The organism is Pseudomonas sp. Y3 TE3536 (assembly GCF_053629175.1).
This window is the reverse complement of the sequence record NZ_JBRJHU010000001.1, coordinates 4,855,366-4,881,270: the sequence shown is the minus strand read 5'-3', so window position 1 is coordinate 4,881,270 and position 25,905 is coordinate 4,855,366. Positions and strand designations below refer to the sequence as shown.

Below are 25,905 nucleotides of genomic sequence, written 5' to 3'. Positions count from 1 at the left end.
CACCGCGCATCGTTCATCCCCTACAGCACGTTAGCAGCAGCACCCCGAACCCGCCATGCTGGTGATGACGCGCGATGTCGGCTAGCATCGCGGCTTTTACCGGGATTGTCTTTCCATGAAGATCGTCTGTTTCAACATCAACGGCCTGCGAGCGCGCCCGCATCAGCTGGCGGCGCTGATCGACAAGCATCAGCCTGACGTGATCGGCCTGCAGGAAACCAAGGTCAGCGACGATCAGTTCCCTCTGGCCGATGTCCAGGCACTGGGCTACCACGTGCATTACCACGGCCAAAAAGGCCACTATGGCGTCGCCTTGCTGTCGCGCCAGGCACCGCTGAGCCTGCACAAGGGCTTTGCCACCGATGAGGAAGACGCCCAGCGCCGCTTCATCTGGGGCACCTTCGCCGATGCCGACGGCAACCCGATCACCATCATGAACGGCTACTTCCCCCAGGGTGAAAGCCGCGACCACCCCACCAAATTCCCGGCCAAGCAGCGCTTCTACAGCGACCTGCAGGCCCTGCTCGAAAACCAGTTCCGCAACGACCAGCCGGTGCTGGTGATGGGCGACATGAACATCTCGCCCCAGGACTGCGACATCGGCATCGGCCCGGACAACGCCAAACGTTGGCTCAAGACCGGTAAATGCAGTTTCCTGCCGGAAGAGCGCGAATGGATGGAGCGCCTTAAAGGCTGGGGCCTGGTCGACAGTTTCCGCCACCTGCACCCGGACGTGGCCGACCGCTTCAGCTGGTTCGACTACCGCAGCCGCGGTTTCGAGGATGAACCCAAGCGTGGCCTGCGCATCGACCTGATCATGGCGTCGCAGCACCTGGTGCCACGGATCAAGGCGGCGGGTGTGGACTATGAGTTGCGCGGGATGGAAAAGCCGTCGGACCATGCACCGATCTGGCTGGAGTTGAGCTGACCCTAGTCAGGTGTAAGCCATTGGATTTTTATTGCCCGTGAGATCGAGCGCCGCCCGCGCGGCGCTTCGCAGCACAAGGCTGCTCCTACATTTTTTTCGGGCCAGTAACGCCTGTAGCAACGCGCACGACCGCCTTGTTTGTTCCACACGATATCGAGGTGGGCGCCAAAGGGCCGCGCGCCTCTGTCTCAGGACTGATTGGCCCGAAACAGATGTGGGAGCAGCCTTGTGCTGCGAAGCGCCGCGCGGGCGGCGCTCGATCTCACAGGCGCTGTAAATCCAATGCCCTACACCTGGCTGCCCACACCCACTCAACCAAATCATCACCATCACCCTACAACCCCAACCGCAACGCCTCCCCTACCCCCGCCCCACGCGTATCGTCCGCCGCACTGACCAACGCAAAGTTATACGCCCCATGCGACCAGTACCGTGCCTCCAGTTGCCCATCAACCCGCTGCCCCTCGGGCATGCGTTCATAACGCTCACCCGGCGAGCGCAGAAACAGGCTGATGCGTTCCCCTTTGCCATCCTGAAACACCAGGAGCGCCGCAGGCCCTTGCTCGTTGCTGAGCAACCGCGCGCCCACCGGCCTGAAACCGTAACCCGCCAGGTCCGGCAACTGGCCTACCCGGCTGAAATGACGCCCCAACCAGTCACGCAATTGAGTCGGGTCGCTGGCCTGGATATCCAGCGCCTCGCTACCGGCAAACAGCCGATGAGCCTGGACCGCATCGGCCATGGGGAGATCGACCCTGGCCAACATCGCATCCCGCGCCTGCCAACCGCCCAAACCACCCACACCAATCGCCAGCACGAGCACTGCCGCCGATGCCCAGCGCCGTTGACGACGCTGGCGCAGCCGCTGCTTTAATTGGCCCAGATCCAGCTGCGCAGCCCCCGGTTGTTCACCCAGGCCGGCGAGTGCCACACGCAGCCGCCGCGCATCGCTGCGCCAGCCCTCGACCCGCGCCGCTTCCTGCGGGTTGGCCGCCAGCCAAACCTTTACCTCTGCCCGGCGGGCAGGCGTCAGGCGCTCATCGATGTAGGCATGCAACTCATCTTCTGTGGGGATCAGGCGTGTCATTTCAGTCTCCGCAAGGCCGGGGGTTGAGGGTTGCCCTCGGTCAGTTCGCGCAAGGCATTGCGGGCGCGCGACAAGCGCGACATCACGGTACCGATAGGGATGCCCAAGGCCTGGGCGGCCTCTTTGTAACTCAAACCTTCGATGCTCACCAGCAGCAGCAAAGCACGCTGCTCGGCCGACAGCCGAGCGAAGGCACGCAGGTCGGCCTGGGCCAGCACGATGTCTTCGATATTGCCGCCAACGGGCTCGCTTTCCACCTCGGCGCGGCCGAACCAGGACAGCCAACGGGCATGCAGGCGGTCGCGGCGTTTGCCGTCAAGAAACAGCCGATAAAGGATGGTGAACAGCCAGGCGCGCAGCGCCTCAGCTTCACGTTGCTGGCCCTGGCGGCTCAAGGCGCGCTCGACGGTGGCCTGTACCAGGTCGTCGGCGCTGCCCGGTTCACGCGTCAACCACAAGGCAAAGCGGCGCAAACGTGCCAGCAGCTCGCGCCACTGGTGTTCGTCCAGATCGTGCATGGCTATGTCCCGGCCTCTGGGGTTGTCAGTGTAAGAGGCAGACGCCCGGTAACAAAATCTATTCCCACCGAGGGAATAAGTTTTTCCCTGCTGCGTCGTACCGGCACCTTCACAGAACCGGACGATGATCATGAACTCACCTTTGCACGGCCCCGCCAAGGCGCTGCGCCTGGCGGCCATCGGCGCTGTCATGCTGACTGCCGGCGCAGGCTTTGCCTATGCCGCCGGCTGGATCGGCGCACCTGAACTCACGCCAAAGCGCATCATCAACACCTTCGAGGCCCAGGCCGGGCACTACCCAGGCTACCGCAAGAACCACGCAAAAGGCCTCTGTGTCTCGGGCTACTTCCAGGCCAGCGGGCAGGCTGCCAGCCTGTCCACGGCCCGCGTGTTCAGCCAGGCACGCGTGCCGGTTATCGGCCGTTTTGCCATTGGCGGCGCCAACCCGTTCGCGCCGGACACAGCAATCCCTGTGCGCAGCCTGGCGCTTCAGCTCAGCACTGACGATGGGCAAGTCTGGCGTACCGGCATGAACAACCCGCCGGTGCTGGCGGTGGGTACGCCGCAGGCGTTCTATGAACAAATCCTGGCCAGTACGCCAGACCCTGCCACTGGCAAACCGGACCCGGCCAGGCAACAAGCGTTTTTTGCCGCCCACCCCGAAAGCGCGGCGTTCCGCCAGTGGGCGGCGAGCTACAAGCCAAGCAACAGTTTCGCCAGTACCCAGTATCACAGCATCAATGCCTTCCGCCTGATCGACGCCGCCGGCGCGGCACAGCCGGTACGTTGGCAACTGGAGCCGCAAACCCCGTTTACCGCCCTGCCAGGCCAGGTGGACGACAAACAATACCTGCAGCACGACCTGCAACAGCGCCTGGCCCAAGGGCCGCTGCGCTGGACCCTGCGCCTGGTCCTGGCCGAGCCTGGCGACGCCGTGGACAACCCGGCCAGCCCATGGCCTGCGCAACGGCGCAGCGTAGACGCCGGCACGCTTGTGCTCGAACAGGTCGACGCGCCTGAGCAAGGTGCTTGCCGCGACATTAATTTCGACCCGCTGATCCTGCCCCACGGCATCGAAGCCTCTGCCGACCCGATTCTGGCCGCCCGATCCGCCGCCTATTCGGAATCGTTCAACCGCCGCAGCCGTGAATCGCTCGGCACTGGAGCCCGCCCATGAAACCTGAAGCCTTCCACCCCCTCGCCCGCCTGCTGCACTGGCTGATGGCGGTGTTGATTGTGGCCATGTTGTTCATTGGTGTGAGCATGGTCAGCGACCTGTCACTGCGCCACCCCGTATTGCTCAGCCTGCACAAGGCCACTGGCCTGGCCTTGCTGGTACTGGTGGTGTTGCGTATCGGCCTGCGTTTAGCCTTGCCACACCCACCGCTGCCACGCGACCTGCCACGGCTGCAGCGGTTCGCCGCCGGTGCCTCGCATGTGCTGCTCTATGGCCTGATGCTGGCCATGCCACTGCTGGGCTGGGCCATGCTGTCGGCCGGCGGCTACCCGCGGCCCCTGCAATTGCCGGCAATCGCCCCCCACGACCTGCAGCTGTATGCCGTGCTGCGACAAGCCCACGGCTGGGCTGGCTACCTGCTGTTCGCGACGATCCTGGTGCACCTGGGCGCAGCGCTGATGCACGCCTTGGTGCGCCGCGACGGCGTCTTGCGTAGCATGTGGCCTGGCCCCCTGCGTCGCAGCGAATAAGCCGGTGCGGTTCAGGGCGTTCGACAATCGATAATAATTCTTACTAAGATCGGCGCACTTATCGCTGAACTTCTCTGGACTGCCCATGAACGTCGCAAAGGATCCTGCCACTCTCGTGCCTGCCAGCACGCTGGACTTACGCCCACTGCTGCTGGCCAACATGGCCTGCACCATGTCGATGATGGCCTTCGTTGCCCTGATAGGCCCAATCGCTCGCCAGCTCGGCATGGCCACCTGGCAGGCCGGTGCCGCTGTTACCGTCGCCGGGGTGGTCTGGGTGCTGCTGGCACGCCCGTGGGGCCGCGCCGCTGACCGGCTCGGCCGCCGCCGCGTGCTGCTGCTGGGAAGCGCAGGCTTCACCGTGGCCTACTGGCTGTTGTGCGTGTTCGTCGAAGGCGCGCTGCGCTGGATGCCGGGCGCAACCCTGGCCTTTATCGGCCTCATGCTCGCACGCGGCTGCATCGGCGCCTTCTACGCCGCCATCCCAGTGGCTTGCAATGCACTGATCGCCGACCATGTCGAACCGCAGCGCCGAGCCCGCGCCATGGCCTCACTGGGCGCGGCAAACGCGGTCGGCCTGGTGCTGGGCCCAGCACTGGCCGCACTGCTCGCGCGCTACAGCCTGAGCCTGCCGTTCCACCTCATGTCGCTGCTGCCGGCCACCGCGTTCTTCGTGTTGCTGTTCACACTCAAGCCACAAGCGCTGGCGCACACCCATGCGCCCAGCCCTGTGCAACTGACCGACCCCCGGCTGCGCCGGCCTTTGCTGGTGGCCTTCAGCGCCATGCTTAGCGTCACCGTGTCACAGATCATTGTCGGGTTCTTCGCCCTGGACCGCTTGCAGTTGGGCCCGGCTGACGCGGCTCAGGTCGCCGGCATTGCCCTGACCACGGTCGGTGTGGCGCTGATCCTGGCCCAAGTTGTGCTGCGCCAACTGGAATGGCCGCCGCTGAAGATGATCCGGGTGGGCGCCAGCGTGTCGGCCGTGGGCTTTGCCTGCGGTGCACTGGCGACCACCGCGCCCTGGCTGTGGGCGTGCTTCTTCGTCGCTGCGGCCGGCATGGGCTTTGTGTTCCCGGCGTTTTCGGCGCTGGCGGCCAATGCCATGCAGGCCTCGGAGCAAGGCGCCACAGCGGGCTCGATCGGCGCCGCCCAAGGCATGGGCGCGGTGATTGGGCCACTGGCCGGCACCCTGGTGTATGCCCTGGACCCACGCTTGCCGTTCCTGGCGGTAGCCGCGCTGTTGCTGCTGGTCGGGCTATGGCCGATGCCACGCGAACCACGTGCCTGATAAGCACAGCGCGCAAGCGTGCAGAGTGTGTTTTAATGCGTCGCTCATTATTTTTGACACCTCTGATTACAAGGCGGCTATGGACACGGGGACGCGACTCAAACTGGTGCGTGAACGCAACAACCTCTCCCAACGGGAACTGGCCCGCCGCAGCGGGCTGACCAACTCGACGATCTCGCAGATCGAACAGAACCGCGTCAGCCCTTCGGTCAGCTCCCTGAAAAAACTGCTCGAAGGGATCCCGATGAGCTTGGCGGAGTTTTTCAGCTTCGACGAGCCGGTGCGGGAAGAGCGCTTCGTGTTCCGCGCCAGCGAGCAGCCAGACTTGGGCCGTAACGGCCTGCGCATGCTGTTGGTAGGTGCCAGTGTCGAGGCCCGTCAGATGCGCATGCTGCGTGAACTGTACGCACCGGGCGCCGATTCGGGCGAGCCGATCGTGCATGCAGAAGGCGAAGAGTGCGGCCTGGTCACTCGCGGCACCGTCGAGTTGTGGGTCGATGGCCAGGTCAGCGTGCTCAATTCGGGTGATGGCTACTACATCCCCACTACCCTGCCGCACAGCTTCAAGAACATTGGCCAGGATGAGGCCGAAATCATCAGCGCCAACACCCCGGCGAACTTCTGACCGTGAAGCGCCCAGGCACCGTGAACGCACGGGCCGCGTATCAGCGCTTGCGTGACGCAGCCCTGGGCGTCCATCCCGTGCACATCACCGCCCAGCGCGCCGAAGGGCTGGTCGATGTGCTGATCGAAGGCTGGCAGTTGACACTGGCCGTGGATGCCGAAGGCCTTGCTCAATGCGTCCAGTGCGTGGCCCCCAACGGTGATCAGGCCGGCCTTGAAGACTGGCACCGCTACGGCACCAACCCCACCGACCTGCTCAGCCTGTGGGAACGCACTCAGCTGGAAGCACGCCTGGCCGGTTGACGCAGCGCGTCCTCGACAAAATCCAGGCGGTCTTGCCCAAAGAACATCTCATCACCGACAAAGCAGGTCGGCGCACCAAATACACCGCGCGCAACGGCTTCCTCGGTCGCCTGCTTCAGGGCCGCCTTCACCTGCGCGTCGCTTGCCAGGGCAGTGAGCGCGGCAAGGTCAAAGCCGGCCTGTTCCAGCGTCTGCTGCAACACCGCCGCGTCCCCCAGGTTGCGTCGCTCGGCCCACAGGCCGTTGAACAATGCCCGCAACAGTGTCTCGAAGCGTTCCGGTGCTTGCAACTGTGTGCCGATTACACCGCGCATCAGCATCAGGGTATTCATCGGGAAGCCCGGTGGAAGCCCAAACGGCACACCATAGCGCGCTGCGAAGCGTGCAAGGTCGGTAAACATGTAGCGGCCCTTGGCTGGGATCATTGCCGGCGAGGCATTGCCGGTGGCCTGGAATACCCCACCCAACAGCATGGGCCGATAATGCAGCGCCGCGCCATGGCGGTCACAGATACCCGGCAGCTGGGTCCACGCCAGGTAACTGGCGGGGCTGCCGAGGTCAAAGAAGAATTCGACGGTCTTGGTCATGGGTTCGGTCCTTGGTCGATGAGGGGGGCTTACCAGCGTTCCATCCAGGGGCGCAGGTCCAGTTCGAATGTCCAGGCATCTCGCGGTTGGGCGTGAAGGAACCAGTAGCTGTCGGCAATATGGGCCGGGGCGAGGATGCCATCCTGGTCCTTGAGGGCGTAGCGCTCGGGGAAACTGTCGCGGATGAACGCGGTATCGATTGCCCCATCCACCACTACATGAGCGACATGGATATTGCGCGGCCCCAGCTCACGCGCCATGCTCTGGGCCAATGCCCGCAGGCCATGCTTGGCACCGGCGAATGCGGCAAAGCCAGCAGCGCCACGGGTACCTGCAGTAGCGCCTGTGAACAGGATCGTGCCGCGCTCACGCACCGCCATGCGCCGTGCCACCGCCTGCGCCGTCAGAAACCCGGCAAAACAGGCCATTTCCCAAATCTTGAAATACTTGCGCGGCGTTTCATCCAGAATGCTGCAAGGCACATTGGCGCCGATATTGAAGACAAACGCCTCGATCGGGCCAATATCACGCTCGATGGTCTCAACCAGCGCGGCCACCTCTTCCTCCTTACGCGCATCGGAGCCAAAGCCATGAGCCTGGCCACCTTCGGCGCGGATCTCGTCCAGCAGCGGTTGCAGCTTGTCCGCCTGACGGCGAGTGACGCAGGCCACGTAGCCCTCCCGCGCGAAGCGCTTGGCGATCTCGCCCCCCGTGGCATCCCCTGCGCCGATCACCAGCACTACTTTCTGTGGTTGAGTCATGTGCGCCCCTTTGGTGAATGATCGTTTAGTAAACGAACGCTATGTTATGATCGCCCCCATCGTCAAGCCAAGCGCGCAGAGGCAAATGAATGCGCTATACCAGCGACCACAAGCAACAAACCCGCGAAAAGCTGCTGGCCACCAGCGGTGCACTGGCCAAACGCGGCGGTTTCACCAGCACTGGCGTAGCCGGGCTGATGAAAGCCATCGGGCTGACCGGCGGTGCCTTTTACAATCACTTCCCTTCCAAAGATGACCTGTTCACCGAAGTCGTTCGCCAGGAACTTTGCAACAGCCCGCTGGCGCGCCTGGCCAGCCAAGGTGCCAGCCGCGAGCGCCTTGGCCGTTGCCTGCAGCAGTACCTGAGCCTGGCCCACCTGCACAATGCCGAAGGGGGCTGCCCCTTGCCGCCGCTTGGGGTGGAAATCGCCCGGGCAGATCAACCGGTGCGTGAGGTGGCCGAACATTGGCTGGTCGAGTTGCACAAAGCCTGGAGCACAACATTGGAGGATGAACAACTGGCCTGGGTATTGATCAGCCAATGCGTCGGTGCGTTGCTGATCGGGCGCATGCTCGCCAGCGAAGCCGTGCAGTCCGAAGTACTCGATGCCAGCCGCAGCTTCGTCGAAAAGGCCTTGAATGAAAGCCGTTAACCTGTTGCTTGGCCTGTTTTTGAGCGTGCCCGTGTTTGCTGAAGAGGCCTGCCCTCCAGGGCAATACCAGGTCTGCCTGATGGGCTGTTTCTGTGCGCCAGTCGACCCAGGCCAGGCTGGGCAGATCCTCAAAGACGTCGAAGCCATGGCCTCAACCAGCCTGGCCTACGCGTTGCGCCAGGCCCGCGACGAAGCCAGCGCCAGCGGCAGTGAGCCGATCCCGCTGCACATCCGCGCCCAGCTCGAACCCTGGTATGACTTTGCCGTGCTCGATGCCGCGCGCTTCAGGGTTGGCGATGAACAGCAGATGAGCGCAGCCAACGCGATGCTGCAAAACCCCGATGTGAATGCCGTGACACTGATCGACACGATCATCTTCCGCCATGCCAGCGATGCTGAAGACAATGTGGCGCTGTGGGCGCACGAGCTCAAGCACGTGCAGCAGTACCAGGCATTAGGCGTCGATGAGTTCGCCCGGCGCTACACGCGTGACTTCAATGAGCTGGAAGGCCCGGCCTACAAGATAGAGGCGGAGGTTGCCAAGGCGTTAAGAGCGCGCAGCTCCGGCCAGGCCCGGTGATGTGACAAAGAACCTCAAGAACAACACATAACTACCTGACTCAGTGGGTATTTGTTGGAGATCCAAGGTCTGAACCTGCGCAGTCACCTGTGGGAGCGGCGGTGCGGCGGTCCGACTTGCCCGCGAAGAGGCCGGAACACGCACCACAAAACAGTTGCTCTCACACAGTCAGCAGTAGGTATACCCCTTGTCTATCAAGACGATACAGGGGCCTTCTCACCCACATCCTCACGGCTGGCATAACGCTGAGCCAGCACCGCGCACACCATCAGCTGGATCTGATGGAACAGCATCAACGGCAAAATCATCGCGCCAATGCCACTGCCCACGAACAGCACCTGAGCCATCGGCACGCCGGTCGCCAGGCTCTTCTTCGAACCTGCGAACAGAATGGTGATGCGGTCTTCAAGGTCAAAGCCCAGCACCTTGCCAAGGAAACGGGTGCCATACAGCACCACCGCCAACAAAATCCCGCAGACCACGAACAGCCCCGCCAGGTGCTGTGGCGATACCGTGTGCCACAGGCCCGTCACCACCGCTTCACTGAACGCGGTGTACACCACCAGCAGGATCGACCCCTGGTCCACGACCTTGAGCCAGCGCGCGTTGCGCTTGACCCATGCACCAATCCAGCGGCGTGCGATCTGCCCGGCCACGAAGGGCACCAGCAGCTGCAGGGTGATTTTCAGTACGGCATCCAACCCCGACCCAGTGTCACCGCTGGCGCCGAGCAACATCATCACCAGCAGCGGCGTGAGGAAGATGCCCAGCAGGCTCGAAGCGGCAGCGCTGCAAATGGCGGCCGGCACGTTGCCGCGGGCCAGGGAGGTGAACGCGATGGCTGACTGCACAGTGGCCGGCAATGCACACAGGTACAGCACGCCCAGGTACAGCTCATTGCCAACCAATGGCACGAACAGGGGCTTGAACGCCAACCCCAGCAAGGGGAACAGTACAAAGGTGCAGGAGAACACCAACGCGTGCAGGCGCCAGTGCCCGGCCCCGGCGATGATCGCTTCGCGCGACAACTTGGCGCCGTGCAGGAAGAACAGCAGGCCGATGGCCAGGTTGGTCAGCCAGCCAAAATACACTGCACCGTCACCCGAGCAGGGCAGCACGGTGGCGATCAGCACCACCCCGAGCAACGCCAGGGTGAAATTGTCGAATAACATCCGCAAGTACTTCATCACAGGTTCCGTCTTGTCATTGTGCAAGGGCAGACGATAAGGTCTGCGGCTTTTCTTCGCTAACGCCGGAACCCCCACAGGTGTCGATGAACGGACACAACCCCACAAAGGACCTGCCCATGTTGCTCCCTCGCCTGGCCGCACTGACTGCCGCCATCACATTCGCCATGGGCCACGCAGCCGCTCAGGCTGACGACACGCTGCAAGCACGCGTCGACCCCCTCATTCGCACGCTGATGCAGGAGCAAGGCATCGCCGGCATGGCCGTGGCGGTGTACGCCCACGGCCAGGCGCACTATTTCAACTATGGCGTGGGCAGCAAGGCCGAGGGCACGCCGGTTACCCAAGACACCCTGTTCGAGGTCGGCTCGTTGAGCAAGACCTACACGGCTACCCTCGCCGCCCTGGCCAGCGCCGAAGGCAAACTGGACCTTCAGGCCCCGGCAAAACGCTATCAGCCCGCACTGGCTGGGGTGCCACTGGGAGACGCCAGCGTGCTGGAACTGGGGGCCTACAGCGCCGATTGCCTACCGTTGCAATTCCCCGATGAAGTGCAGACGCCGCAACAGGTCGTGGACTTCTTCCGCCACTGGAAGCCTCGCGCCGCGCCGGGCACCCAGCGCTGCTATTCCAACCCGAGCCTGGGCCTGTTCGGCGATTTGGCGGCACGCGCGCAGCAGCGCCCCTTCGCGGAGCTGATGAGCCAGGGCCTGCTGGTGCAACTGGGCCTGAAACACACCTACCTGCAGGTGCCCGCCAGCGCCCAAGGGCTTTATGCCCAAGGCTACGACGCAGAAGACCGCCCGGTACGCGTCAGCCCAGGCCCTTATGCCGATGAAGCCTATGGCATCAAGACCAGCGCCAGCGACATGCTGCGCTACGTGCGCCTGCAGATGAAACCAGACGGCCTGCCCGCTGCACTGCAAAACGCCATCGCGATCACCCATAAGGGCTACTTCCAGGTCGGCGCCATGACCCAAGGCCTTGGCTGGGAGCATTACCCTTATCCGGTTGCGCTAGGCACCTTGATCGATGGCAACAGCCCTCGCCTGATCCGTGAGCCTCAGGCCACCACCCGCCTCGTCCCTGCCAGCCCTGCCCTGCGTGAGGCTTGGTACAACAAGACCGGCGCAACCAGCGGTTTTGGCGCGTACGCCGCTTTTATTCCTGCCAAAAACATGGCCGTGGTGTTGCTGGCCAACCGTAATTATCCCAACGAAGCCCGCGTGCGTGCGGCCTTCCAGATTCTTGAGGGGCTGTAAAGGCAACGGCCGGTTTTACGCCGGCCAGCCGCTGGATTGTCGAACAACATGACAAAAATGTAGTGCCTAAAAATATTCACTACAAAACTGTTGACGCCGTTCATCGCGCTTGGGCATGATTGAGTCGTCTCCCCGATCGGGAGCGGTGGCAAGGGTGTTCCAGACGGCTTGCGCGGTAACGCAGGCCGTCCGTGGAGAGGGAACTGTCCAAAAGGCAGCGTGTGAAAGCCCCTGTTGCGATGCTGCTGTAGCAGCCTTGGTAGTGCGCTACACCGTGGTAGCGCCAACTGTGAAAATCACCTACGAATGGGTAATGGGGGCTTTATGATGAACTTGAACAACAATCCCACAATCGACCAATTGGCCCAGCTGTTCGCCGTGCGCAAGGACAGCCTCGACGACCATCTGCTGTGGGTCAGCCAGACCGGTGAGGTGCGTCTCGACCGCCTGCCACCGAACACCATCGAAGCTGAATTCGAAGAGCACCTGCCCAGCATGCGTGCACGCTTCAAGGTCTACCGCCGTGGCCAAGGCTACGTCGGCAAGAAGGCCGCTGCCGACACCGAGTTCGTTGGCCGCGTGCTGCAGACCCTGCAACAAGAATGGCCCGCCGCCCGTGAGCGGCAGGCAGTCAAGGTGATCGAACCGCTCAACTGAGTGGCTAACCGCACCCTCAAGCCCGGCCCCAAAAGGCCGGGCTTTTTCATGCGCGCCTGCGCGGTTGCGCCATGGCTGGCAGCGGCAAGGCGCCGGTAGCCAGTGCCCGGGCCCGCTCGACGCCCCAGACCAGCGCACGGGTCATGGTCTCGCCAGGGCGCGAGGGGTAATACTCTTCCAGCACTGCCCGGCCATTGCCGGCGTACACACCGAGGAACAACTGGGTGGCGCCGAGGCGCGACAACCGCACCTGCACATCCAGCGTGGTGCCGTCACTGAGTGCTTCATCGTGGCTGCGGCTGTGCAGTTGAGCGTCGGCCCACTGCCAATAGGTCTCTTCCCTGACTCGCATGAGCGTTCAATCTCCGTTTGCTGAAATGCCGCGCCAGAAAACCACATCTTCGCAAGCCCTGCGAGCGCAACCCAGCGATGCCATGAGCAGCGTCAACGAATGGCAATAAAAACCCCGCCGTTTGGCGGGGTTGCTGGAGCGGGATCACTTTTTCAGCGGAACCCGCGGCATGAAGCGGCCCTTCTTGGTGCGCTGCAGATGTGCAGGCTGAAGCTGTTCCGAATCATCCAGCGTCATGTTGGCGAAGCCCAGACGGAATGCCGACTGGCCGCAACGCACCTGGCTGTTGATCGGGAATGCGTCGTTCAGGTCTTCAAAAAAGGATTCGCTCATGCCCAGTCTCCCTCCAGTGGTGGTCGCGCCGGCAAGCAGATGGATTGCCTAGGTGAACGCGGCCGGTAAAAGTGAGACTAGCTGGTCATTTGCAGACTGCTTGGCCAAACGCTTTACGCCCGACCAGTGGCACATGGCCTTACTTCAGGCGGACTGCCGTGCCGGTTGCGAACACCACGACCATGCCCCCCTGCACCGATGGCATGCTGATTTCGAAATCCACACCGACTACGGCATCAGCATTCAACTGCCGTGCGCGCGCTTTCAACTCTTCGGTAGCCTGTTCGCGGGCCTCGCGCAGTGCGCTCTCCAGGGTTTGTGAACGGCCACCGAAGAAGTCGCGGAAACGCGCGAAGAAATCCCGCACAAAGTTGATGCCCTGCACGGACTCAGAACTGACGACGCCCAGGTAGTCGGCAATCGGACGGCCTTCGAGCTGGCTGGTGGTGGAGATGATCATGAAAGTGCTCCGTTGGCCTGGCGAAAAGCGCCAATTCTAACAGAGCACTGGCAGCCCGGCGTCAGGAGACGCTGGCCGCACGTAACCGCTGGCCGATCTTCGCGCCAAACACATTCACCAGCAGCCCGACCATCACCAGCAACGCGCCCCACCCCTGCAACACGGTCAGGCGTTCCCCCAGCAACCAGGCCGAGGAGCTCAAGCCAATCACGGGGACCAGCAGCGAGAATGGCGCGACCTTGCCCGCCGGGTGGCGCGACAACAGCTTGCTCCACAGGCTGTAGCCGAGCATGGTGGCGACGAATGCCAGGTACGCTAACGCCAGTACCGAGTTCCAACCGATGTTGGCCAAAGCATGGCCGATGCGCTCAGGCCCTTCCAGCCACCACGACAAAGCCAAGAATGGCAACGGTGGAATCAGCCCGCCCCAGATCACCAGCGCCACCAGGTCGACCGACCCGAAACGCCGCGTGATGATGTTGCCCACGCCCCACATCGCGCCCGCACACAGGGTCAGCAACAGCGCAAACATCGGCACATGGCCGCCGTCTTCACTGCCGATCAACGCCAACCCGCTGGCCGCCACCAGCAGCCCCAGCAGGCTGGCAAGGCGCAACCGCTCACCCAGGAACAACGCAGCGAAACCCAAGGTGAAGAATGCCTGGGATTGCAGAATCAACGACGCCAACCCCGGCGGCATACCGCTGTACATGGCCTGGAACAAGAAGGCGAACTGCCCCAAGGAGATCGTCGCGCCATAAGCGATCAGCCAGCGCCAGGGCAGCTTGGGCCGCTTCACCAGCAACACCGCCGGGAAGGCCACCAACAAGAAGCGCAACGCCCCCAGCAGCATCGGCGGCAGGCCATCCAGGCCGACCTTGATGACCACGAAGTTGACTCCCCACGCAACAATCACCACCAGGGCGATCAGCAGGTCCTTGAGCGGCATTGCGACATCCTTCTTCAGGCTTTCTAGACATATTTCGTTACAGCATAAGGCTATTCCTTTTCCAGGGACCAGCACAGTTAGGGCGCAGGGTTGCGCAACAGTGTCACTGTTGCAGTCTTCATACGCCGTGGCATTCAACCATCAGTCGCGGTAACCCGGCGCCACCCGCTCCAGCATCCGCAGTAGCGCGCCCCACGCCAGCCCCACTGCATCCGGGTCCGACAGTTCGCCCTGCTTCAAGCCCTTCAGTGGCGCATTGAACTGCTGCTCGGTACGCTCACACACGGCGGCCGGCGGCATTATCAATTGCCCGGCACTCTGCGCCGCCAACTGGATCTCGCAGGCTTTTTCCAGGTAGTACATGCGCAAGAAGGCTTCGGCCACAGAACGCCCGGTGGTCAGCAACCCATGGTTACGCAGGATCATCACCGGCCGGTCACCCAGGTCGGCCACCAAGCGCTGTTGCTCATCCAAGTCCAGGGCGATGCCTTCGTAATCGTGGTAGGCAACCTTGCCATGAAACTCCATGGACATCTGGTTGACCGGCAGCAGGCCACATTCCAGTGCCGCCACCGCACACCCGGCCCGGGTGTGGGTGTGCAGCACGCAGTGGGCGTCTTCGCGAGCCGCATGAATAGCACTGTGGATGACGAACCCGGCCGGGTTGACCGGGTGTGGGGTCGCCTCGACTGGCTGCCCATGCAAGTCGATCTTCACCAGGCTGGAGGCTGTGATCTCGTCGAACAGCAAGCCGTAGGGGTTGATCAGAAAGCGGGGGCTTGAGCCAGCTTGTTGCGGTCGTAGGCAATCGCCACGCTCCACACCAGGGCGGCAGAACCGCAGTCCTGCGCGGCATCCGGAATCAGCTCGGCAGCATGGCCCAGGCGCTGCCAGTCCAGCCGCTCATAGATGCCCTCCTCACAGCCGCGCATCAGGTCGGGCCCCTCGATCTGCACCACGTCCCAATCGACGTTGCCGGTATCGGCCATGACCTGGATACGGGCCATTTCGCCGTTGTATTCGCTCTGGATCAACTTGCTGCCGTCCTGGGCACTGAAAGGCTTGAAGATCGCCTCGTCCTGGGCTTTCTGACCAGCGCCGCCATAACCGACCACGACCATCTGCGGCGCAGCGTGCGCACTGCCCAAGCCAAGGGCCAGAAGCGCTGCGCAAAGGTGGGTTCTGCGAGGGAATGCATGCATCGAGGTTTCCTCCTGCCGGTGCCCAAGGGCCCGATTTCTTGTTGTTGTGAGGTCACGCCCTCACCAGTGAGGGTGAAGAAAACCTAGCCGCGCACCAGTAAAAAAACAAGTTGATTTTTTACTGGCGGTACACTTTCATAAACAAAACAAGAACAACACCGCACCGGAGCCGCCCGTATGCAAACTGCCTTTCCCCACCTGTTCGAAACCTTGCAGATTCGCGGCAAACGGTTGAAGAACCGCATCATGTCCACGGGCCACGACACGTGCCTGCCCACCGACAACCTGGTCAACGACAAGCTCATCGCTTACCAGCGTGACCGCGCCGCCGGTGGGGTTGGCCTGATCGTGCTGCAGGTGGCCGGTGTGCATGACAGCGCCCGCTACACCTCCCACGTGCTGATGGCCACCGACGATGCCTGCATCGACGGCTACCGCCGCCTGGCCGAGGCCTGCCATGAACACGGCACCGTGGTGCTGTCGCAGCTGTTTCATCCAGGGCGGGAGATCATGGAATCTGCCGACGGCTTGCTGGCAGTGGCCTATTCGGCCTCGTCGGTGCCCAACGAGCGCTTCCGGGTGATGCCGCGCGCGCTGGACCAGCCGATGATCGATGACATCATCCAGGGCTATGCCAGCGCCGCCCGCCGCCTGCACCAGGCGGGGCTGGATGGCGTCGAAGTGGTCGCCAGCCATGGTTACCTGCCTGCGCAGTTTCTCAATCCGCGGGTCAACCTGCGCACCGATGGTTACAACGGCGGCCTGGAGCAGCGCCTGAGGTTTCTGCGCGAAGTGTTGGCGGCGGTGCGCGCCGCGACCGACGAACACTTCATCGTCGGCCTGCGCATCAGCGCCGACGAGCGTGACAGTGAAGGCCTGAGCGAAGACGAGTCGCTGGCGGCCGCCGAAGCGTTGCAAAGCCAGCTCGACTACCTGCACATCGTCGCCGGCACCTCGGCGTCCCTGGGGGGCGCGGTGCATATCGTCCCGCCCATGGCCATCGAGCCGGCCTACCTGGCGCGCGAAGCCGGCACGTTCAAGCAGCGCCTGGCCATTCCGTTGTTCGTTACTGGGCGCATCAACCAACCCCAAGAGGCCGAGCTGATCCTGGCGCGTGGCCAGGCCGACGTGTGTGGCATGACCCGCGCACTGATCTGCGACCCGCTGATGCCGACCAAGACCGAGCATGGCCGGGTTGAGGACGTGCGCGCCTGCATTGCCTGCAACCAGGCATGCATCGGGCATTTTCACCGCGGCCTGGCGATTTCCTGCATTCAGCGCCCAGAAACCGGCCGCGAACTGCAGTACGGCCAGATGACGCCCACCCCAGCTCCCAAGCGCATCCTGGTTGCAGGCGGCGGCCCCGCAGGCATGAAAGCGGCCACCGTCGCCGCCGCGCGCGGCCACCACGTCACCCTGTATGAGGCCGGCCCGCAACTGGGTGGCCAGGTGCTGCTGGCACAACTGCTGCCCCGGCGCAGCGAATTCGGCGGCGCCAGCACCAACCTGCAACGGGAAATGGCCTTGGCCGGCGTGGAGGTGGTGCGCAACACGCGGGTCGACCGCGCACTGGTCGAGCGCGAGCGGCCCGACCTGGTGATTGCCGCCACCGGCGCCACGCCCTACTGGCCGGCATTCGAACGCGCCGGCGAACTGCAGGTAGTGGATGCCTGGCAAATCCTGCGCAACGAGGTCACCCCAGGGCGCTCGGTCCTGGTCATCGACTGGCGTTGCGACTGGATCGGCCCGGGTATCGCCGAGCGACTGACGCGCGAAGGGCATCAGGTGCAATTGGCGGTGAACGGCACCCATTGCGGCGAGAACCTGCCGCTGTACGTGCGCGATCAACTGGCTGGCGAGCTGCACCGCCTGGGTATTCCCATCACGCCCTACGCCCGCCTCTATGGCTGCGACGACAACAGCGTGTACTTGCAGCACACGGCCAGCGGCGAACCGATGATCTTCGAAGGCATCGACACCTTGGTGCTGTGCCTGGGCCACCAGCCAAACGACACCTTGGCTTCGGAGCTGGCCGGCCTGGTCGAAGTTCGGCGCATCGGCGACTGCCTGGCACCGCGTACCGCCGAGGAGGCAATTCACGATGGCCTGACGGTTGCCTGGGCGCTCTGAGGCTGTACATACTGCCGTTTTCCGACGGACCGACGTGCATGAGCCAACTCCCGCAGCCCCCCTCCGCCACCGACGACGGCAGCGCCGCGCCGCAGTTTCTGGGAACCCGCATCCGCGGCCTGCGCAAGCGCCGCGGCATGACCCTGGCGGAGTTGGCCACACAGAGCGAGCTGACGGCCGGCTACATCAGCCAGTTGGAGCGCAACCTCTCTTACCCGTCGATCCCGGCACTGTTCAACATCGCCCGCAGCCTGGGTGTGACCATCCAGTGGTTTTTTGCCAGCGAGGCCAGCACTGCGCCAGAGGACCAGGGCTACGTGGTACGCCGTAACAGCCGCCTCAGCGTGCATTATGAGGACGGCATCGTCGACCAACTGCTGACACCCCAGCCCAACCGCGAGCTGGAGATGCTTCACTCGCGCTTTCCACCGGGCACCTACAGCCAGCAGAGCTACAGCCACGACGGCGAAGAGGCAGGGTATATTCTCAGCGGCAGTTTTGAACTGTGGGTGGGCGAGCGCTATTTTCAGCTGGGCGAAGGCGACAGTTTCAGCTACTCCAGCCAGGAGCCGCATCGCTATGGCAACCCAGGGGACGTGGATGCTGTGGTGATCTGGGTGATCACGCCACCGACCTTTTGAGCCCGCCAAGCGGTCACTTTTGATCAGGCCATCCGCCAATGACTGAACACGCCCACCAGCTTGAGCCTGCGCTGCAACCGGTCGACCACCCTCGCGTCGTGGTCTTCGTCGCCTATCCGCACATGGGCCTGCTCGACCTCACGGGCGCCCAGACGGTGTTCTGGGCCGCCACCAAGGCCATGGCCGAACGCGGCCGACCAGGCTATCGGGTACACACCGCCAGCCTTGACGGCGGCCTGCAGCAAACCGCTGAAGGCCTGGTGGTGGCGACAGAAACCTTGGACACCGTGATGGCACAGGTTGTCGACACGCTGATCGTACCCGGCGCCCCGGACATCATCCGCACCCTCCCCGACCACGCGCCGCTGGTGGCCTGGCTGCGCCGCGCCGCCGTGCAGGCCAGGCGCACAGCCTCGGTGTGCAGCGGCACATTTCTGCTGGCCAGCGCCGGTTTGCTCGATGGGCGCCGCGCCGCCACCCACTGGGCCATGTGCGAGGTACTGCGCCGCGACTTCCCGGCGGTGCAGGTAGACCACGAGTCGATCTTCGTTCAGCAAGGCGCGGTGTGGACCTCGGCCGGGGTCAGCGCCGGCATCGACATGGCCCTCGCCCTGGTCGAACTGGACTGCGGCCGTGAAGTGGCGATGCAGGTGGCACGCGAGTTGGTGGTCTTTCTCAAGCGGCCTGGCGGCCAGGCGCAATTCAGTGAGCTGCTCAAGCTGCAGGGGCGCGATTGCAGCGAGTTCGAAGCCCTGCACCTCTGGCTCAACGAACACTTGGGCGACCCACGGCTGAGCGTCGAACACCTGGCCGAACAGGCGCACATGAGCCTGCGTAACTTCACCCGGGTGTACAAGCTCAAGACCGGCCGCACACCGGCCAAAGCCATTGAAGTGTTCCGCCTGGAAGCCGCGCGGCGCCTGCTGGAAAGCGCCGACAGCCACATCGAGCAGGTCGCGCGCCAGTGCGGTTTCGGCAACGAAGAACGCATGCGCCTGGCCTTCCAGCGTCATCTGGCGGTAACACCGCGTGACTACCGCGCCCGTTTTGCACGCTCTGTTTCGTTGGCCGAAATTCAGGGTTCTTTGGCCTAGGGCGTTACGCTCGTCGCTCGTAACATCGGTCTCCTCAAACACGGGCTACCTTGGTTACCCGGACATTCCAGGAGCACAACGATGAAGAATATCCTGATCATTGGCGCGGGCTTTGCCGGCCTCTGGAGCGCTCTGAGCGCTATACGCCAGCTGGACTTGAACGGTCGCAATGATGTCGAGGTGACGCTGCTCGCGCCCCAGGCCGAACTGCATGTACGCCCGCGCTTCTACGAACCTGAAGTACATACGATGGCCGCGCCGCTGGAAGCGCTGTTTGAGGCGGTGAACGTGCGCTTTGTGCAAGGCACGGCCTTCCACATCGACGAAGCCGCCAGGCGCGTGCGCTATCGCACGCAAAGCGGTACCGAGTGCGAGCTGGGTTATGACCGCCTGATCATGGCCTGCGGCAGTGTGCTCAACCGGCCGGACATGGTCGGCATCGAGCATGTTTTCGATGTCGACAAGATCGACAGCGCGGCGCGCCTGGAGGCGCACCTCAAGTCCCTGGCTAGCCTGCCGGACACACCTGCCCGCAACACCGTGGTGGTGGCCGGGGGTGGCTTCACCGGCATCGAGACTGCCACCGAGTTGCCGGCGCGCTTGCGCAACATCCTCGGTGAACAGGCCACACTGCGTGTGGTGGTCATCGACCGTGGCGCCAGGATCGGCGCAGCCTTGGGTGATGGCATCCGCCCCGCGATCGAGCAGGCATCCGAGGCTTTGGGGGTGGAATGGATCTGCGGCGCAACCGTGGCCTCGGTGGACCCCGACGGCGTCCTGCTGGATAACGGCCAGCGCATCGATGCCAATACCGTGATCTGGACGGTGGGGTTCAAGGCCAACCCGTTGACCGAGCAGATCAGCGGTGACCGGGACCGCCAAGGCCGGCTGCACGTGGACGGCAACCTCAAGGTCAAGGGTAACGACGCGGTCTACGCGGCAGGTGACGTTGCATATGCCGCATGCGACGAAGCTGGCAACTATGCGGTAATGTCTTGCCAGCATGCGATCCCGCTGGGCCGCTACGCCGGCAACAATGCCGTGGCCGAATTGATCGGCGTGGCACCGATGACCTACAGCCAGCCCAAGTACGTCACCTGCCTCGACCTGGGCGCCTGGGGCGCAGTGTATACCGAAGGTTGGGAGCGCAAGGTGTCGCCACCGGAAGACAAGGCAGAAGCCAAGGTGCTCAAATCGCAGATCAACACGGTCTGGATCTACCCACCGGCCGCGAACGATCGTGCGGCGGCGCTGGCGGCGGCTGACCCGACGATACCGGTCGCCTGACACAGCCGAATTGCCGGCAAGCCGGCTCCCACAGGTACAGCGCCAGAACTGAGGTTGGCGCTATCTCTGTGGGAGCCGGCTTGCCGGCGATGGGGCGCAAGGCGCCCCCTTTTACTGCAATCAGGCAGCAGCGAACAGCTCGTTGGCGATCTGGGCCTGTGCGGCGTCGATGGCCTGGCTGCGGTGCTCTGGGCCGTAGGCCAGACCATGGGCGCGTACGATTTCCAGGTCGGTGACACCGATAAAGCCCAGGAACACCTTGAGGAAGTCTTCATGGCCGGCACCCGTCGGCTGGCCAGCGTGCAGGCCACCGGCGGTGGATACCAGGATCACCTTCTTGTTACCGCACAGGCCTTCTGGGCCGGCTTCGGTGTAGCGGAAGGTCTTGCCGGCAACGGCTACGCGGTCAATCCAGGCCTTGAGCTGGGTCGGCACGGTGAAGTTGTACATCGGCGCACCCATCACAACGGCGTCGGCGGCGAGGAATTCTTCCAGGGTTTCGGCGCTCAGCTTGGCTTCGAAGGCCTGGGCCGCGTCGCGCATGTCTTCAGCGGTACCGGCGGCCACCAAGGTAGCAGCGGAGAAGTGGGCGATGGCGTCGGCAGCCAGGTCGCGGTAGACCACTTCCAGGCTTGGGTCGGTGGCTTTCCAGGCTTCGACCACTTCGCGGCTCAGCTGGCGGGAGGCGGAATTGTCGCCCAGGATGCTCGAATCGATGTGCAACAGTTTCATGGGACTCTCCTGTAATGAAGACCGCGGCATTGGGCGATCACGATGGGGAGAATCCTACCGGGATGACGAATAGCTGATAAGCAGGCAAAAATGCGTTAGTTTGTCCCACAGATGGAACAGTGAGACATTCCCATGCAAGACCTCAACGACCTCTTCTACTTCGCACGCGTGGTCGAAGCCGGCGGTTTCGCCGCTGCCGGGCGCCAGCTGGGCATCCCTAAATCACGCCTGTCACGGCGCATCGCCGAGCTGGAAGAGCGCCTGGGCACACGCCTGCTGCAGCGCACCACGCGGCAATTGAAGCTGACCGCCGTGGGCGAGCGCTACCTGCACCACTGCCAGGCCATGCTGCTGGAGGCAGAAGCCGCCGACGAGGCCGTCGCCAGCATGAGCAGCGAACCACGCGGGCGGCTGCGGGTGTCCTGCCCAGTAGCACTGGCACATGCGTTTCTGCCGGACGTGATCAGCCGTTTTCTCGCACAGTACCCACTGGTGCAACTGGACATGGTCCTGCTCAACCGCCGTGTCGACCTGATTTCCGAAGGCATCGACGTAGCCCTGCGCGTGCGTGACCTGGGCGACGAGGACCCGGCCCTGGTTACCCGCCGGCTGCGCCAGGCGCAGATGCAACTGGTCGCCGCTCCAGGCTTTGCCGACCACATTCGCGAGCCCGCCGAGCTGGCCTCATTGCCGGTGCTGGGCGCGGCCGAAGCTGACCGGCTGGTACACTTTCGCCTGCTCGGCCCGAATGGACGCCAACAGGACATCGCCCTGGAGCCACGCTTGGCCATCGATGATTTCGTGGTGCGTAATGCGGCGGTCCGTGCCGGGTTGGGCTTCACTGCGCTGCCCAGTATGTTCTGCGAAGAGGAACTGGAACGTGGCGAGCTGGTGCGGCTGCTGCCGGACTGGTCATTGCCGGGGGGGTATCTGCAGGCGGTGTACCCTCACCGGCGCGGTGTGTTGCCGGCCGTACGGGTATGGATTGATCATCTGGCAGCGTCGTTCGAGGCCTGTGGGGAGCGTTATGTCTAAGCAGAAAATGACCGAAGCCCAAGTGGCGGACTTTTGCCTGAGCCTGCCCGGTGCGCGGGAGGACTATAAATGGGGCGGTATCCGGGTGTTTTCGGTCGCAGGCAACAAGATGTTCGCGGTGCTCGACCTGGCGGGCGCAGGGTTATCGTTCAAGGTCGCCGATGAGCTGTTTCTGGGCTACTGCGACCGCCCCGGCGTGCGGCCCGCGCCCTACCTGGCCCGGGCGCGGTGGGTCAGCATGGCGCCGCCTTACCCCATGGGGCGCGACGAGCTGTGTGACCTGCTGCAGCGTTCGCACCAATTGGTGGTGCGAAAGCTGGCGAAGCGGTTGCAGGTGGGCTTGTTGATCTGATGATCAGATGGCGGAGAGCAGGTGGCGCCCCAAAAACAGGTAGTCCACCCAGAACACCTGATGCAGCAACACAATCCCCCAGAACACCAGCTGATACGACAGCTTGCGCGTCTTGTGCCGGAACATCTGCTGGGCAACCAGCGCCCCAGGCCAGCCGCCACACAGCTCGCTGGCATGCAGCACGTTTTCTGGCGTGCGCCAGGCCTGGCTGCGTGCCTGTTGTTTGTCCTGCCAGTACAGCAGCAGGCTGATCAGGCTTACCGCCGGGTAGAGCGCCAACGGCAACCAGGACTGGTCGGTCCAGGCCATCTGCGCCGCGCCCAGGCCCGGCAGCAGGCACAGCACGCCCAACACCAGCAGTTTCAGGCGCACATTACGTACGCCCTCCTCGCTTTGAGCTTTGGCCATATCAACCATGCGCCGTCGACCAGTCGACCCAACCGAACTGCCAGGTGGCCAGTATCAACAGGCCAAAGGCAATGCGGTACCAGGCGAACGCCGCATAGCTGTGGTTGGCGATGAACTTGAGCAACGCGCGCACAGCGATCATGGCAAAGATGAACGAGGTCACGAAGCCGATGGCGAATACCGGCAAGTCGCTTGGCTGGAACAGGTCACGGTACTTGTAGCCCGAGTACACCGCTGCACCGACCATGGTCGGCATCGCCAGGAAGAACGAGAACTCGGTCGCGGCCTTGCGCGACAGCCCGAACAGCAGGCCGCCAATGATGGTCGAGCCAGAACGCGAGGTACCCGGAATCATGGCCAGGCACTGGACGAAACCAATTTTCAAGGCATGGCTCCAGCGCATCTCGTCAACGTGGTCGACCTCCACGCGGTGCTCACGGCGCTCGGCCCACAGCATGATCACACCGCCCACCACCAGGGCCGCAGCCACGGTGATCGGGTTGAACAGGTATTCGTGAATCAGGTCGGCGAACAGCACGCCCAACACCACCGCCGGCATGAACGCCAGCAACAGGTTACCCGTAAAGCGCCGCGCCGTAGGCTGGGTGGTGAGCCCAAAGACCACGTCGAGTATCTTGCGTCGGAATTCCCACACCACCGCCAGGATGGCGGCAAGCTGAATGATGATGTTGAACGCCATGGCCCGTTCGCCACCAAAGCCGATGAGGTCGGCGACGATGATCTGGTGCCCGGTGCTGGAGATCGGCAAGAACTCCGTCAACCCTTCGACCACGCCTAAGATGATTGCCTGAAAGGCAGTCCAAAAATCCATCATTCCCCCGATGGAGCCCTGCTGCTGCAGGCCCCTTGTTCTTGATTTACTTGAAGTTGCCGCACACGGCCCGGCTGTTTTACAGCGACTGTTGAGCGTAACGCCAGTGGAAAAGTTCACGCCCCCTAAAGGTTTCATCTTGCGCGGCCGAAATCCTATCAAAGCCGCTTTGCAATGGCTTGCTCCGTTGCTGCAGACTACGACCAGACTAGCACTTAGCCATTAGTCGAGTGGGGGCTTGTCGCAAAGCATGCTTGGATGCACCTGAATAACAAGAACAAGGCGGGAGTGCCTGGATGAAAACCCTGAGATCGATGTCGATCAGCCGTCGTCTGTGGCTGATTCTGCTGGTGGCAGTGGCGATGCTGGTAGTACTGGGCCTGCTGATGCTGCGCCAGATCCATGGCGACCTGTATCACGCCAAGGCGGAAAAGACCCGCCACGTGGTGCAGACCGCAGCCGGTGTGCTGGCCTATTACCAAGGCCTGGAGGCGGCCGGCACGCTGAGCCGCGATGCCGCCCAGCAACAGGCGTTGCAGGTGGTGCGCGCCCTGCGTTACGACCACGACGACTACTTCTGGATCAACGACCTGGGGCCGAAGATGATCATGCATCCGGCCAACCCCAAGCTCGACGGCCAGGACCTGTCTGCCATTCGCGACCCCGACGGCTTTGCCGTGTTCAACGAAATGGTCAACCTGGCCCGCAGCCAGGGCGCCGGCCCGGTCAACTATCGCTGGCCCAAACCCGGCGCCAGTGAACCGGTGGCCAAAACCTCCTATATACAGCTGTTCAAGCCGTGGGGCTGGGTTATCGGCTCAGGCGTGTACATCGATGACGTGCAGGCCGAATTTGCCCGGCAATTGCGCGACGCCTCGCTGGTCGGCCTGGGCATTGCCCTGCTGATGGCGCTGGTGGTCATGCTGATTGCCCGCAGTATCGCCCGCCCCTTGCAGGAGGCCGTGCAGGCCATGGGCACTATCGCCAGTGGCGAAAGCGACCTGACCCGACGCCTGGACACCCACGGCCGGGATGAAATCACGCACTTGGGTGAACACTTCAACCGCTTCAACGGCAAGCTTCAGGGCGTGGTCGGCCAGCTACAGGGCGCCGCCCATGACCTGGCCAGGTCCGCCGGCCATGTCGGTGACAACGCCGGGGCAGCGCAACAGCACAGTGCCCAGCAATCCCAACAGATGGAACAGGTGGCCACGGCCGTCAACGAAGTCACCTACGCCGTGCAGGATGTGGCCAAGACAGCCGAGCAGGCCGCCGGGGAAATGCGCGCTGCGCAGCAACAAGTGCAGCATGGCCAGCAGGCCATTCATGGCAGCCTGGAACAGATCGATCGGCTGTCGGCGACCATCGACCAGGCTGTTCATGTGATTCGCGACCTGGCCGGGCACAGCACGCGCATTGGGGGTGTGCTGGACGTGATCCGCTCCATCGCCGAGCAGACCAACCTGCTCGCCCTCAACGCGGCCATCGAAGCGGCACGCGCCGGTGAACAGGGCCGTGGCTTTGCGGTGGTCGCCGACGAGGTTCGCCTGCTGGCCCAGCGCACCGCTCAGTCCACGGCCGAAATCCATACCATGATCGAGCACCTGCAAGGCCAGTCGGACGCGGCAGTACGGGCTATCGACACCAGCAGCGAGGCCTCGCGCCAGACTATCGAGCAAGCCCGCGAGGCCGGTGCCAGCCTGGATGCCATCAGCCAGGTGCTGCATAACCTGACCGCGCTCAACGCATCCATCGCCAGTGCCACCTTGCAGCAATCGCATGTGGTCGAGGAGATCAACCGCAACGTGCTGGATACCGCCGGCTTGTCCCAGCAGACCGCCGAGGCGGCGCGCCAGTCGAGTGATGCAGGCGTGGCGCTGGGGCGGTTGAGTGAGGAACTGGAGCAACTGTTGCGGCAGTTCCGCGTGTAGCCCCCTGTAGGCGCGGCCTTAT

General features: G+C 63.5%; 29 protein-coding genes and 2 pseudogenes. 17 read left to right on the top strand and 14 right to left on the bottom strand.

The genetic code is table 11. From position 1 onward, the window contains the following. Positions 1-115: 115 nt before the first annotated feature. The gene (xthA, locus tag AB7M33_RS22105; RefSeq protein WP_027594805.1) at positions 116-928 is read left to right on the top strand and encodes an exodeoxyribonuclease III; all 813 of its coding nucleotides are present in this window, start codon (positions 116-118) and stop codon (positions 926-928) included. Between the two features lie 334 nt (positions 929-1,262). On the opposite strand, the gene AB7M33_RS22100 is transcribed toward xthA, so the two are convergent. Then, positions 1,263-2,015 (bottom strand): anti-sigma factor family protein, encoded by a 753-nt coding sequence (locus tag AB7M33_RS22100; protein ID WP_027594804.1) that lies wholly within the window; start codon positions 2,013-2,015, stop codon positions 1,263-1,265. Beyond that, positions 2,012-2,533, bottom strand: a complete 522-nt coding sequence (locus tag AB7M33_RS22095) for a sigma-70 family RNA polymerase sigma factor (RefSeq protein ID WP_238214916.1) — start codon at positions 2,531-2,533, stop codon at positions 2,012-2,014. The genes AB7M33_RS22100 and AB7M33_RS22095 overlap by 4 nt, the downstream gene beginning before the upstream one ends. Positions 2,534-2,657: 124 nt before the next feature. Between AB7M33_RS22095 and AB7M33_RS22090 the strand changes: the two genes are divergently transcribed. From AB7M33_RS22090 to AB7M33_RS22070, 5 genes are all read left to right on the top strand, one after another. Further along, positions 2,658-3,710 carry a catalase family peroxidase gene (locus AB7M33_RS22090; protein WP_454243623.1) on the top strand — a complete coding sequence of 351 codons (1,053 nt, stop codon included), beginning with the start codon at positions 2,658-2,660 and terminating at the stop codon, positions 3,708-3,710. Further along, a complete protein-coding gene (locus tag AB7M33_RS22085; RefSeq protein ID WP_274883726.1) occupies positions 3,707-4,240 on the top strand; it encodes a cytochrome b in 534 nt (177 codons plus the stop codon). The genes AB7M33_RS22090 and AB7M33_RS22085 overlap by 4 nt, the downstream gene beginning before the upstream one ends. 85 nt (positions 4,241-4,325) lie before the next feature. Next, positions 4,326-5,531, top strand: a complete 1,206-nt coding sequence (locus AB7M33_RS22080; protein WP_265968135.1) for an MFS transporter — start codon at positions 4,326-4,328, stop codon at positions 5,529-5,531. 79 nt (positions 5,532-5,610) lie between these two features. Continuing rightward, the gene (locus AB7M33_RS22075) at positions 5,611-6,156 is read left to right on the top strand and encodes a cupin domain-containing protein (RefSeq protein ID WP_027594799.1); all 546 of its coding nucleotides are present in this window, start codon (positions 5,611-5,613) and stop codon (positions 6,154-6,156) included. Between the two features lie 2 nt (positions 6,157-6,158). Further along, positions 6,159-6,458: a DUF7693 family protein gene (locus AB7M33_RS22070; protein WP_454243622.1), complete on the top strand. Its 300-nt coding sequence runs from the start codon at positions 6,159-6,161 to the stop codon at positions 6,456-6,458. On the opposite strand, the gene AB7M33_RS22065 is transcribed toward AB7M33_RS22070, so the two are convergent. Both AB7M33_RS22065 and AB7M33_RS22060 read right to left on the bottom strand, forming a co-directional pair. Beyond that, positions 6,431-7,045, bottom strand: coding sequence for a 2-hydroxychromene-2-carboxylate isomerase (locus AB7M33_RS22065; protein ID WP_454243621.1), 615 nt, complete (start codon positions 7,043-7,045; stop codon positions 6,431-6,433). The two genes, AB7M33_RS22070 and AB7M33_RS22065, sit on opposite strands and share 28 nt — an antisense overlap. 29 nt (positions 7,046-7,074) lie before the next feature. Then, complete coding sequence (locus AB7M33_RS22060) at positions 7,075-7,806, bottom strand: SDR family oxidoreductase (protein ID WP_454243620.1); 732 nt, start codon at positions 7,804-7,806, stop codon at positions 7,075-7,077. An 89-nt stretch (positions 7,807-7,895) separates the two neighbouring features. Here AB7M33_RS22060 and AB7M33_RS22055 point away from each other — a divergent pair, with 89 nt between their 5' ends. Next, positions 7,896-8,459, top strand: a complete 564-nt coding sequence (locus AB7M33_RS22055) for a TetR/AcrR family transcriptional regulator (RefSeq protein ID WP_099429523.1) — start codon at positions 7,896-7,898, stop codon at positions 8,457-8,459. Next, complete coding sequence (locus AB7M33_RS22050) at positions 8,446-9,039, top strand: eCIS core domain-containing protein (RefSeq protein ID WP_454243619.1); 594 nt, start codon at positions 8,446-8,448, stop codon at positions 9,037-9,039. Before AB7M33_RS22055 ends, AB7M33_RS22050 begins: the two co-directional genes overlap by 14 nt. 194 nt (positions 9,040-9,233) lie before the next feature. Here AB7M33_RS22050 and AB7M33_RS22045 read toward each other — a convergent pair whose 3' ends face one another. Next, positions 9,234-10,226 carry a bile acid:sodium symporter family protein gene (locus tag AB7M33_RS22045; RefSeq protein ID WP_099429524.1) on the bottom strand — a complete coding sequence of 331 codons (993 nt, stop codon included), beginning with the start codon at positions 10,224-10,226 and terminating at the stop codon, positions 9,234-9,236. A 119-nt stretch (positions 10,227-10,345) separates the two neighbouring features. Here AB7M33_RS22045 and ampC point away from each other — a divergent pair, with 119 nt between their 5' ends. Further along, positions 10,346-11,488 (top strand): class C beta-lactamase, encoded by a 1,143-nt coding sequence (ampC, locus tag AB7M33_RS22040; protein ID WP_454243618.1) that lies wholly within the window; start codon positions 10,346-10,348, stop codon positions 11,486-11,488. 324 nt (positions 11,489-11,812) lie between these two features. Continuing rightward, positions 11,813-12,145, top strand: a complete 333-nt coding sequence (locus AB7M33_RS22035; protein WP_027594791.1) for a hypothetical protein — start codon at positions 11,813-11,815, stop codon at positions 12,143-12,145. Between the two features lie 46 nt (positions 12,146-12,191). Here the strand turns inward: AB7M33_RS22035 and AB7M33_RS22030 are convergent, their stop codons facing one another. The 6 genes and pseudogenes from AB7M33_RS22030 to AB7M33_RS22005 form a co-directional block, all read right to left on the bottom strand. Further along, on the bottom strand, positions 12,192-12,497 hold the full coding sequence (locus AB7M33_RS22030) for a hypothetical protein (RefSeq protein WP_027594790.1): 306 nt from the start codon (positions 12,495-12,497) through the stop codon (positions 12,192-12,194). Positions 12,498-12,641: 144 nt separating this feature from the next. Further along, the gene (locus tag AB7M33_RS22025) at positions 12,642-12,830 is read right to left on the bottom strand and encodes a hypothetical protein (protein WP_027594789.1); all 189 of its coding nucleotides are present in this window, start codon (positions 12,828-12,830) and stop codon (positions 12,642-12,644) included. A gap of 139 nt (positions 12,831-12,969) precedes the next feature. Next, entirely contained in the window at positions 12,970-13,290 is a 321-nt protein-coding gene (locus AB7M33_RS22020; RefSeq protein WP_027594788.1) for a YbjQ family protein, read from the bottom strand. Positions 13,291-13,351: 61 nt separating this feature from the next. Next, positions 13,352-14,239, bottom strand: coding sequence for an EamA family transporter (locus tag AB7M33_RS22015; protein ID WP_099429526.1), 888 nt, complete (start codon positions 14,237-14,239; stop codon positions 13,352-13,354). Positions 14,240-14,380: 141 nt separating this feature from the next. Then, positions 14,381-15,025, bottom strand: a pseudogene (locus AB7M33_RS22010) (class II aldolase/adducin family protein); the annotation flags it as partial. Then, positions 15,010-15,441: pseudogene (locus AB7M33_RS22005) on the bottom strand (ABC transporter substrate-binding protein); the annotation flags it as partial. The pseudogenes AB7M33_RS22005 and AB7M33_RS22010, both read right to left, overlap by 16 nt. A gap of 177 nt (positions 15,442-15,618) precedes the next feature. On the opposite strand from AB7M33_RS22005, the gene AB7M33_RS22000 reads away from it, so the two are divergent. From AB7M33_RS22000 to AB7M33_RS21985, 4 genes are all read left to right on the top strand, one after another. Beyond that, positions 15,619-17,571 (top strand): oxidoreductase, encoded by a 1,953-nt coding sequence (locus AB7M33_RS22000; protein ID WP_454243617.1) that lies wholly within the window; start codon positions 15,619-15,621, stop codon positions 17,569-17,571. A gap of 38 nt (positions 17,572-17,609) precedes the next feature. Beyond that, the gene (locus AB7M33_RS21995) at positions 17,610-18,212 is read left to right on the top strand and encodes a cupin domain-containing protein (RefSeq protein ID WP_027594783.1); all 603 of its coding nucleotides are present in this window, start codon (positions 17,610-17,612) and stop codon (positions 18,210-18,212) included. A 38-nt stretch (positions 18,213-18,250) separates the two neighbouring features. After that, positions 18,251-19,306, top strand: coding sequence for a GlxA family transcriptional regulator (locus AB7M33_RS21990; RefSeq protein WP_238214896.1), 1,056 nt, complete (start codon positions 18,251-18,253; stop codon positions 19,304-19,306). Positions 19,307-19,387: 81 nt separating this feature from the next. Then, a complete protein-coding gene (locus AB7M33_RS21985; protein ID WP_265968126.1) occupies positions 19,388-20,593 on the top strand; it encodes an NAD(P)/FAD-dependent oxidoreductase in 1,206 nt (401 codons plus the stop codon). Between the two features lie 120 nt (positions 20,594-20,713). Here AB7M33_RS21985 and AB7M33_RS21980 read toward each other — a convergent pair whose 3' ends face one another. Further along, on the bottom strand, positions 20,714-21,325 hold the full coding sequence (locus AB7M33_RS21980) for an FMN-dependent NADH-azoreductase (RefSeq protein ID WP_265968125.1): 612 nt from the start codon (positions 21,323-21,325) through the stop codon (positions 20,714-20,716). Between the two features lie 132 nt (positions 21,326-21,457). On the opposite strand from AB7M33_RS21980, the gene AB7M33_RS21975 reads away from it, so the two are divergent. Both AB7M33_RS21975 and AB7M33_RS21970 read left to right on the top strand, forming a co-directional pair. Further along, on the top strand, positions 21,458-22,360 hold the full coding sequence (locus AB7M33_RS21975) for a LysR substrate-binding domain-containing protein (protein WP_027594779.1): 903 nt from the start codon (positions 21,458-21,460) through the stop codon (positions 22,358-22,360). Next, the gene (locus AB7M33_RS21970) at positions 22,353-22,712 is read left to right on the top strand and encodes an MmcQ/YjbR family DNA-binding protein (protein WP_027594778.1); all 360 of its coding nucleotides are present in this window, start codon (positions 22,353-22,355) and stop codon (positions 22,710-22,712) included. Before AB7M33_RS21975 ends, AB7M33_RS21970 begins: the two co-directional genes overlap by 8 nt. A 3-nt stretch (positions 22,713-22,715) precedes the next feature. Here the strand turns inward: AB7M33_RS21970 and AB7M33_RS21965 are convergent, their stop codons facing one another. Both AB7M33_RS21965 and AB7M33_RS21960 read right to left on the bottom strand, forming a co-directional pair. Next, complete coding sequence (locus AB7M33_RS21965) at positions 22,716-23,120, bottom strand: DUF1294 domain-containing protein (protein WP_454243616.1); 405 nt, start codon at positions 23,118-23,120, stop codon at positions 22,716-22,718. A gap of 1 nt (position 23,121) precedes the next feature. Continuing rightward, positions 23,122-23,952, bottom strand: coding sequence for an undecaprenyl-diphosphate phosphatase (locus AB7M33_RS21960; protein WP_027594776.1), 831 nt, complete (start codon positions 23,950-23,952; stop codon positions 23,122-23,124). A 296-nt stretch (positions 23,953-24,248) separates the two neighbouring features. On the opposite strand from AB7M33_RS21960, the gene mcpP reads away from it, so the two are divergent. After that, a complete protein-coding gene (mcpP, locus tag AB7M33_RS21955) occupies positions 24,249-25,883 on the top strand; it encodes a methyl-accepting chemotaxis protein McpP (protein ID WP_099429535.1) in 1,635 nt (544 codons plus the stop codon). Positions 25,884-25,905 lie beyond the last annotated feature (22 nt).

Excerpts from the sequence above, each read along its gene's own strand:
- xthA (WP_027594805.1), top strand. The coding sequence starts at position 116 with ATGAAGATCGTCTGTTTCAACATCAACGGCCTGCGAGCGCGCCCGCAT.
- AB7M33_RS22100 (WP_027594804.1), bottom strand. The coding sequence starts at position 2,015 with ATGACACGCCTGATCCCCACAGAAGATGAGTTGCATGCCTACATCGAT.
- AB7M33_RS22095 (WP_238214916.1), bottom strand. The coding sequence starts at position 2,533 with ATGCACGATCTGGACGAACACCAGTGGCGCGAGCTGCTGGCACGTTTG.
- AB7M33_RS22090 (WP_454243623.1), top strand. The coding sequence starts at position 2,658 with ATGATCATGAACTCACCTTTGCACGGCCCCGCCAAGGCGCTGCGCCTG.
- AB7M33_RS22085 (WP_274883726.1), top strand. The coding sequence starts at position 3,707 with ATGAAACCTGAAGCCTTCCACCCCCTCGCCCGCCTGCTGCACTGGCTG.
- AB7M33_RS22080 (WP_265968135.1), top strand. The coding sequence starts at position 4,326 with ATGAACGTCGCAAAGGATCCTGCCACTCTCGTGCCTGCCAGCACGCTG.
- AB7M33_RS22075 (WP_027594799.1), top strand. The coding sequence starts at position 5,611 with ATGGACACGGGGACGCGACTCAAACTGGTGCGTGAACGCAACAACCTC.
- AB7M33_RS22065 (WP_454243621.1), bottom strand. The coding sequence starts at position 7,045 with ATGACCAAGACCGTCGAATTCTTCTTTGACCTCGGCAGCCCCGCCAGT.
- AB7M33_RS22060 (WP_454243620.1), bottom strand. The coding sequence starts at position 7,806 with ATGACTCAACCACAGAAAGTAGTGCTGGTGATCGGCGCAGGGGATGCC.
- AB7M33_RS22055 (WP_099429523.1), top strand. The coding sequence starts at position 7,896 with ATGCGCTATACCAGCGACCACAAGCAACAAACCCGCGAAAAGCTGCTG.
- AB7M33_RS22050 (WP_454243619.1), top strand. The coding sequence starts at position 8,446 with ATGAAAGCCGTTAACCTGTTGCTTGGCCTGTTTTTGAGCGTGCCCGTG.
- AB7M33_RS22045 (WP_099429524.1), bottom strand. The coding sequence starts at position 10,226 with ATGAAGTACTTGCGGATGTTATTCGACAATTTCACCCTGGCGTTGCTC.
- ampC (WP_454243618.1), top strand. The coding sequence starts at position 10,346 with ATGTTGCTCCCTCGCCTGGCCGCACTGACTGCCGCCATCACATTCGCC.
- AB7M33_RS22035 (WP_027594791.1), top strand. The coding sequence starts at position 11,813 with ATGATGAACTTGAACAACAATCCCACAATCGACCAATTGGCCCAGCTG.
- AB7M33_RS22030 (WP_027594790.1), bottom strand. The coding sequence starts at position 12,497 with ATGCGAGTCAGGGAAGAGACCTATTGGCAGTGGGCCGACGCTCAACTG.
- AB7M33_RS22025 (WP_027594789.1), bottom strand. The coding sequence starts at position 12,830 with ATGAGCGAATCCTTTTTTGAAGACCTGAACGACGCATTCCCGATCAAC.
- AB7M33_RS22020 (WP_027594788.1), bottom strand. The coding sequence starts at position 13,290 with ATGATCATCTCCACCACCAGCCAGCTCGAAGGCCGTCCGATTGCCGAC.
- AB7M33_RS22015 (WP_099429526.1), bottom strand. The coding sequence starts at position 14,239 with ATGCCGCTCAAGGACCTGCTGATCGCCCTGGTGGTGATTGTTGCGTGG.
- AB7M33_RS22000 (WP_454243617.1), top strand. The coding sequence starts at position 15,619 with ATGCAAACTGCCTTTCCCCACCTGTTCGAAACCTTGCAGATTCGCGGC.
- AB7M33_RS21995 (WP_027594783.1), top strand. The coding sequence starts at position 17,610 with ATGAGCCAACTCCCGCAGCCCCCCTCCGCCACCGACGACGGCAGCGCC.
- AB7M33_RS21990 (WP_238214896.1), top strand. The coding sequence starts at position 18,251 with ATGACTGAACACGCCCACCAGCTTGAGCCTGCGCTGCAACCGGTCGAC.
- AB7M33_RS21985 (WP_265968126.1), top strand. The coding sequence starts at position 19,388 with ATGAAGAATATCCTGATCATTGGCGCGGGCTTTGCCGGCCTCTGGAGC.
- AB7M33_RS21980 (WP_265968125.1), bottom strand. The coding sequence starts at position 21,325 with ATGAAACTGTTGCACATCGATTCGAGCATCCTGGGCGACAATTCCGCC.
- AB7M33_RS21975 (WP_027594779.1), top strand. The coding sequence starts at position 21,458 with ATGCAAGACCTCAACGACCTCTTCTACTTCGCACGCGTGGTCGAAGCC.
- AB7M33_RS21970 (WP_027594778.1), top strand. The coding sequence starts at position 22,353 with ATGTCTAAGCAGAAAATGACCGAAGCCCAAGTGGCGGACTTTTGCCTG.
- AB7M33_RS21965 (WP_454243616.1), bottom strand. The coding sequence starts at position 23,120 with ATGGCCAAAGCTCAAAGCGAGGAGGGCGTACGTAATGTGCGCCTGAAA.
- AB7M33_RS21960 (WP_027594776.1), bottom strand. The coding sequence starts at position 23,952 with ATGGATTTTTGGACTGCCTTTCAGGCAATCATCTTAGGCGTGGTCGAA.
- mcpP (WP_099429535.1), top strand. The coding sequence starts at position 24,249 with ATGAAAACCCTGAGATCGATGTCGATCAGCCGTCGTCTGTGGCTGATT.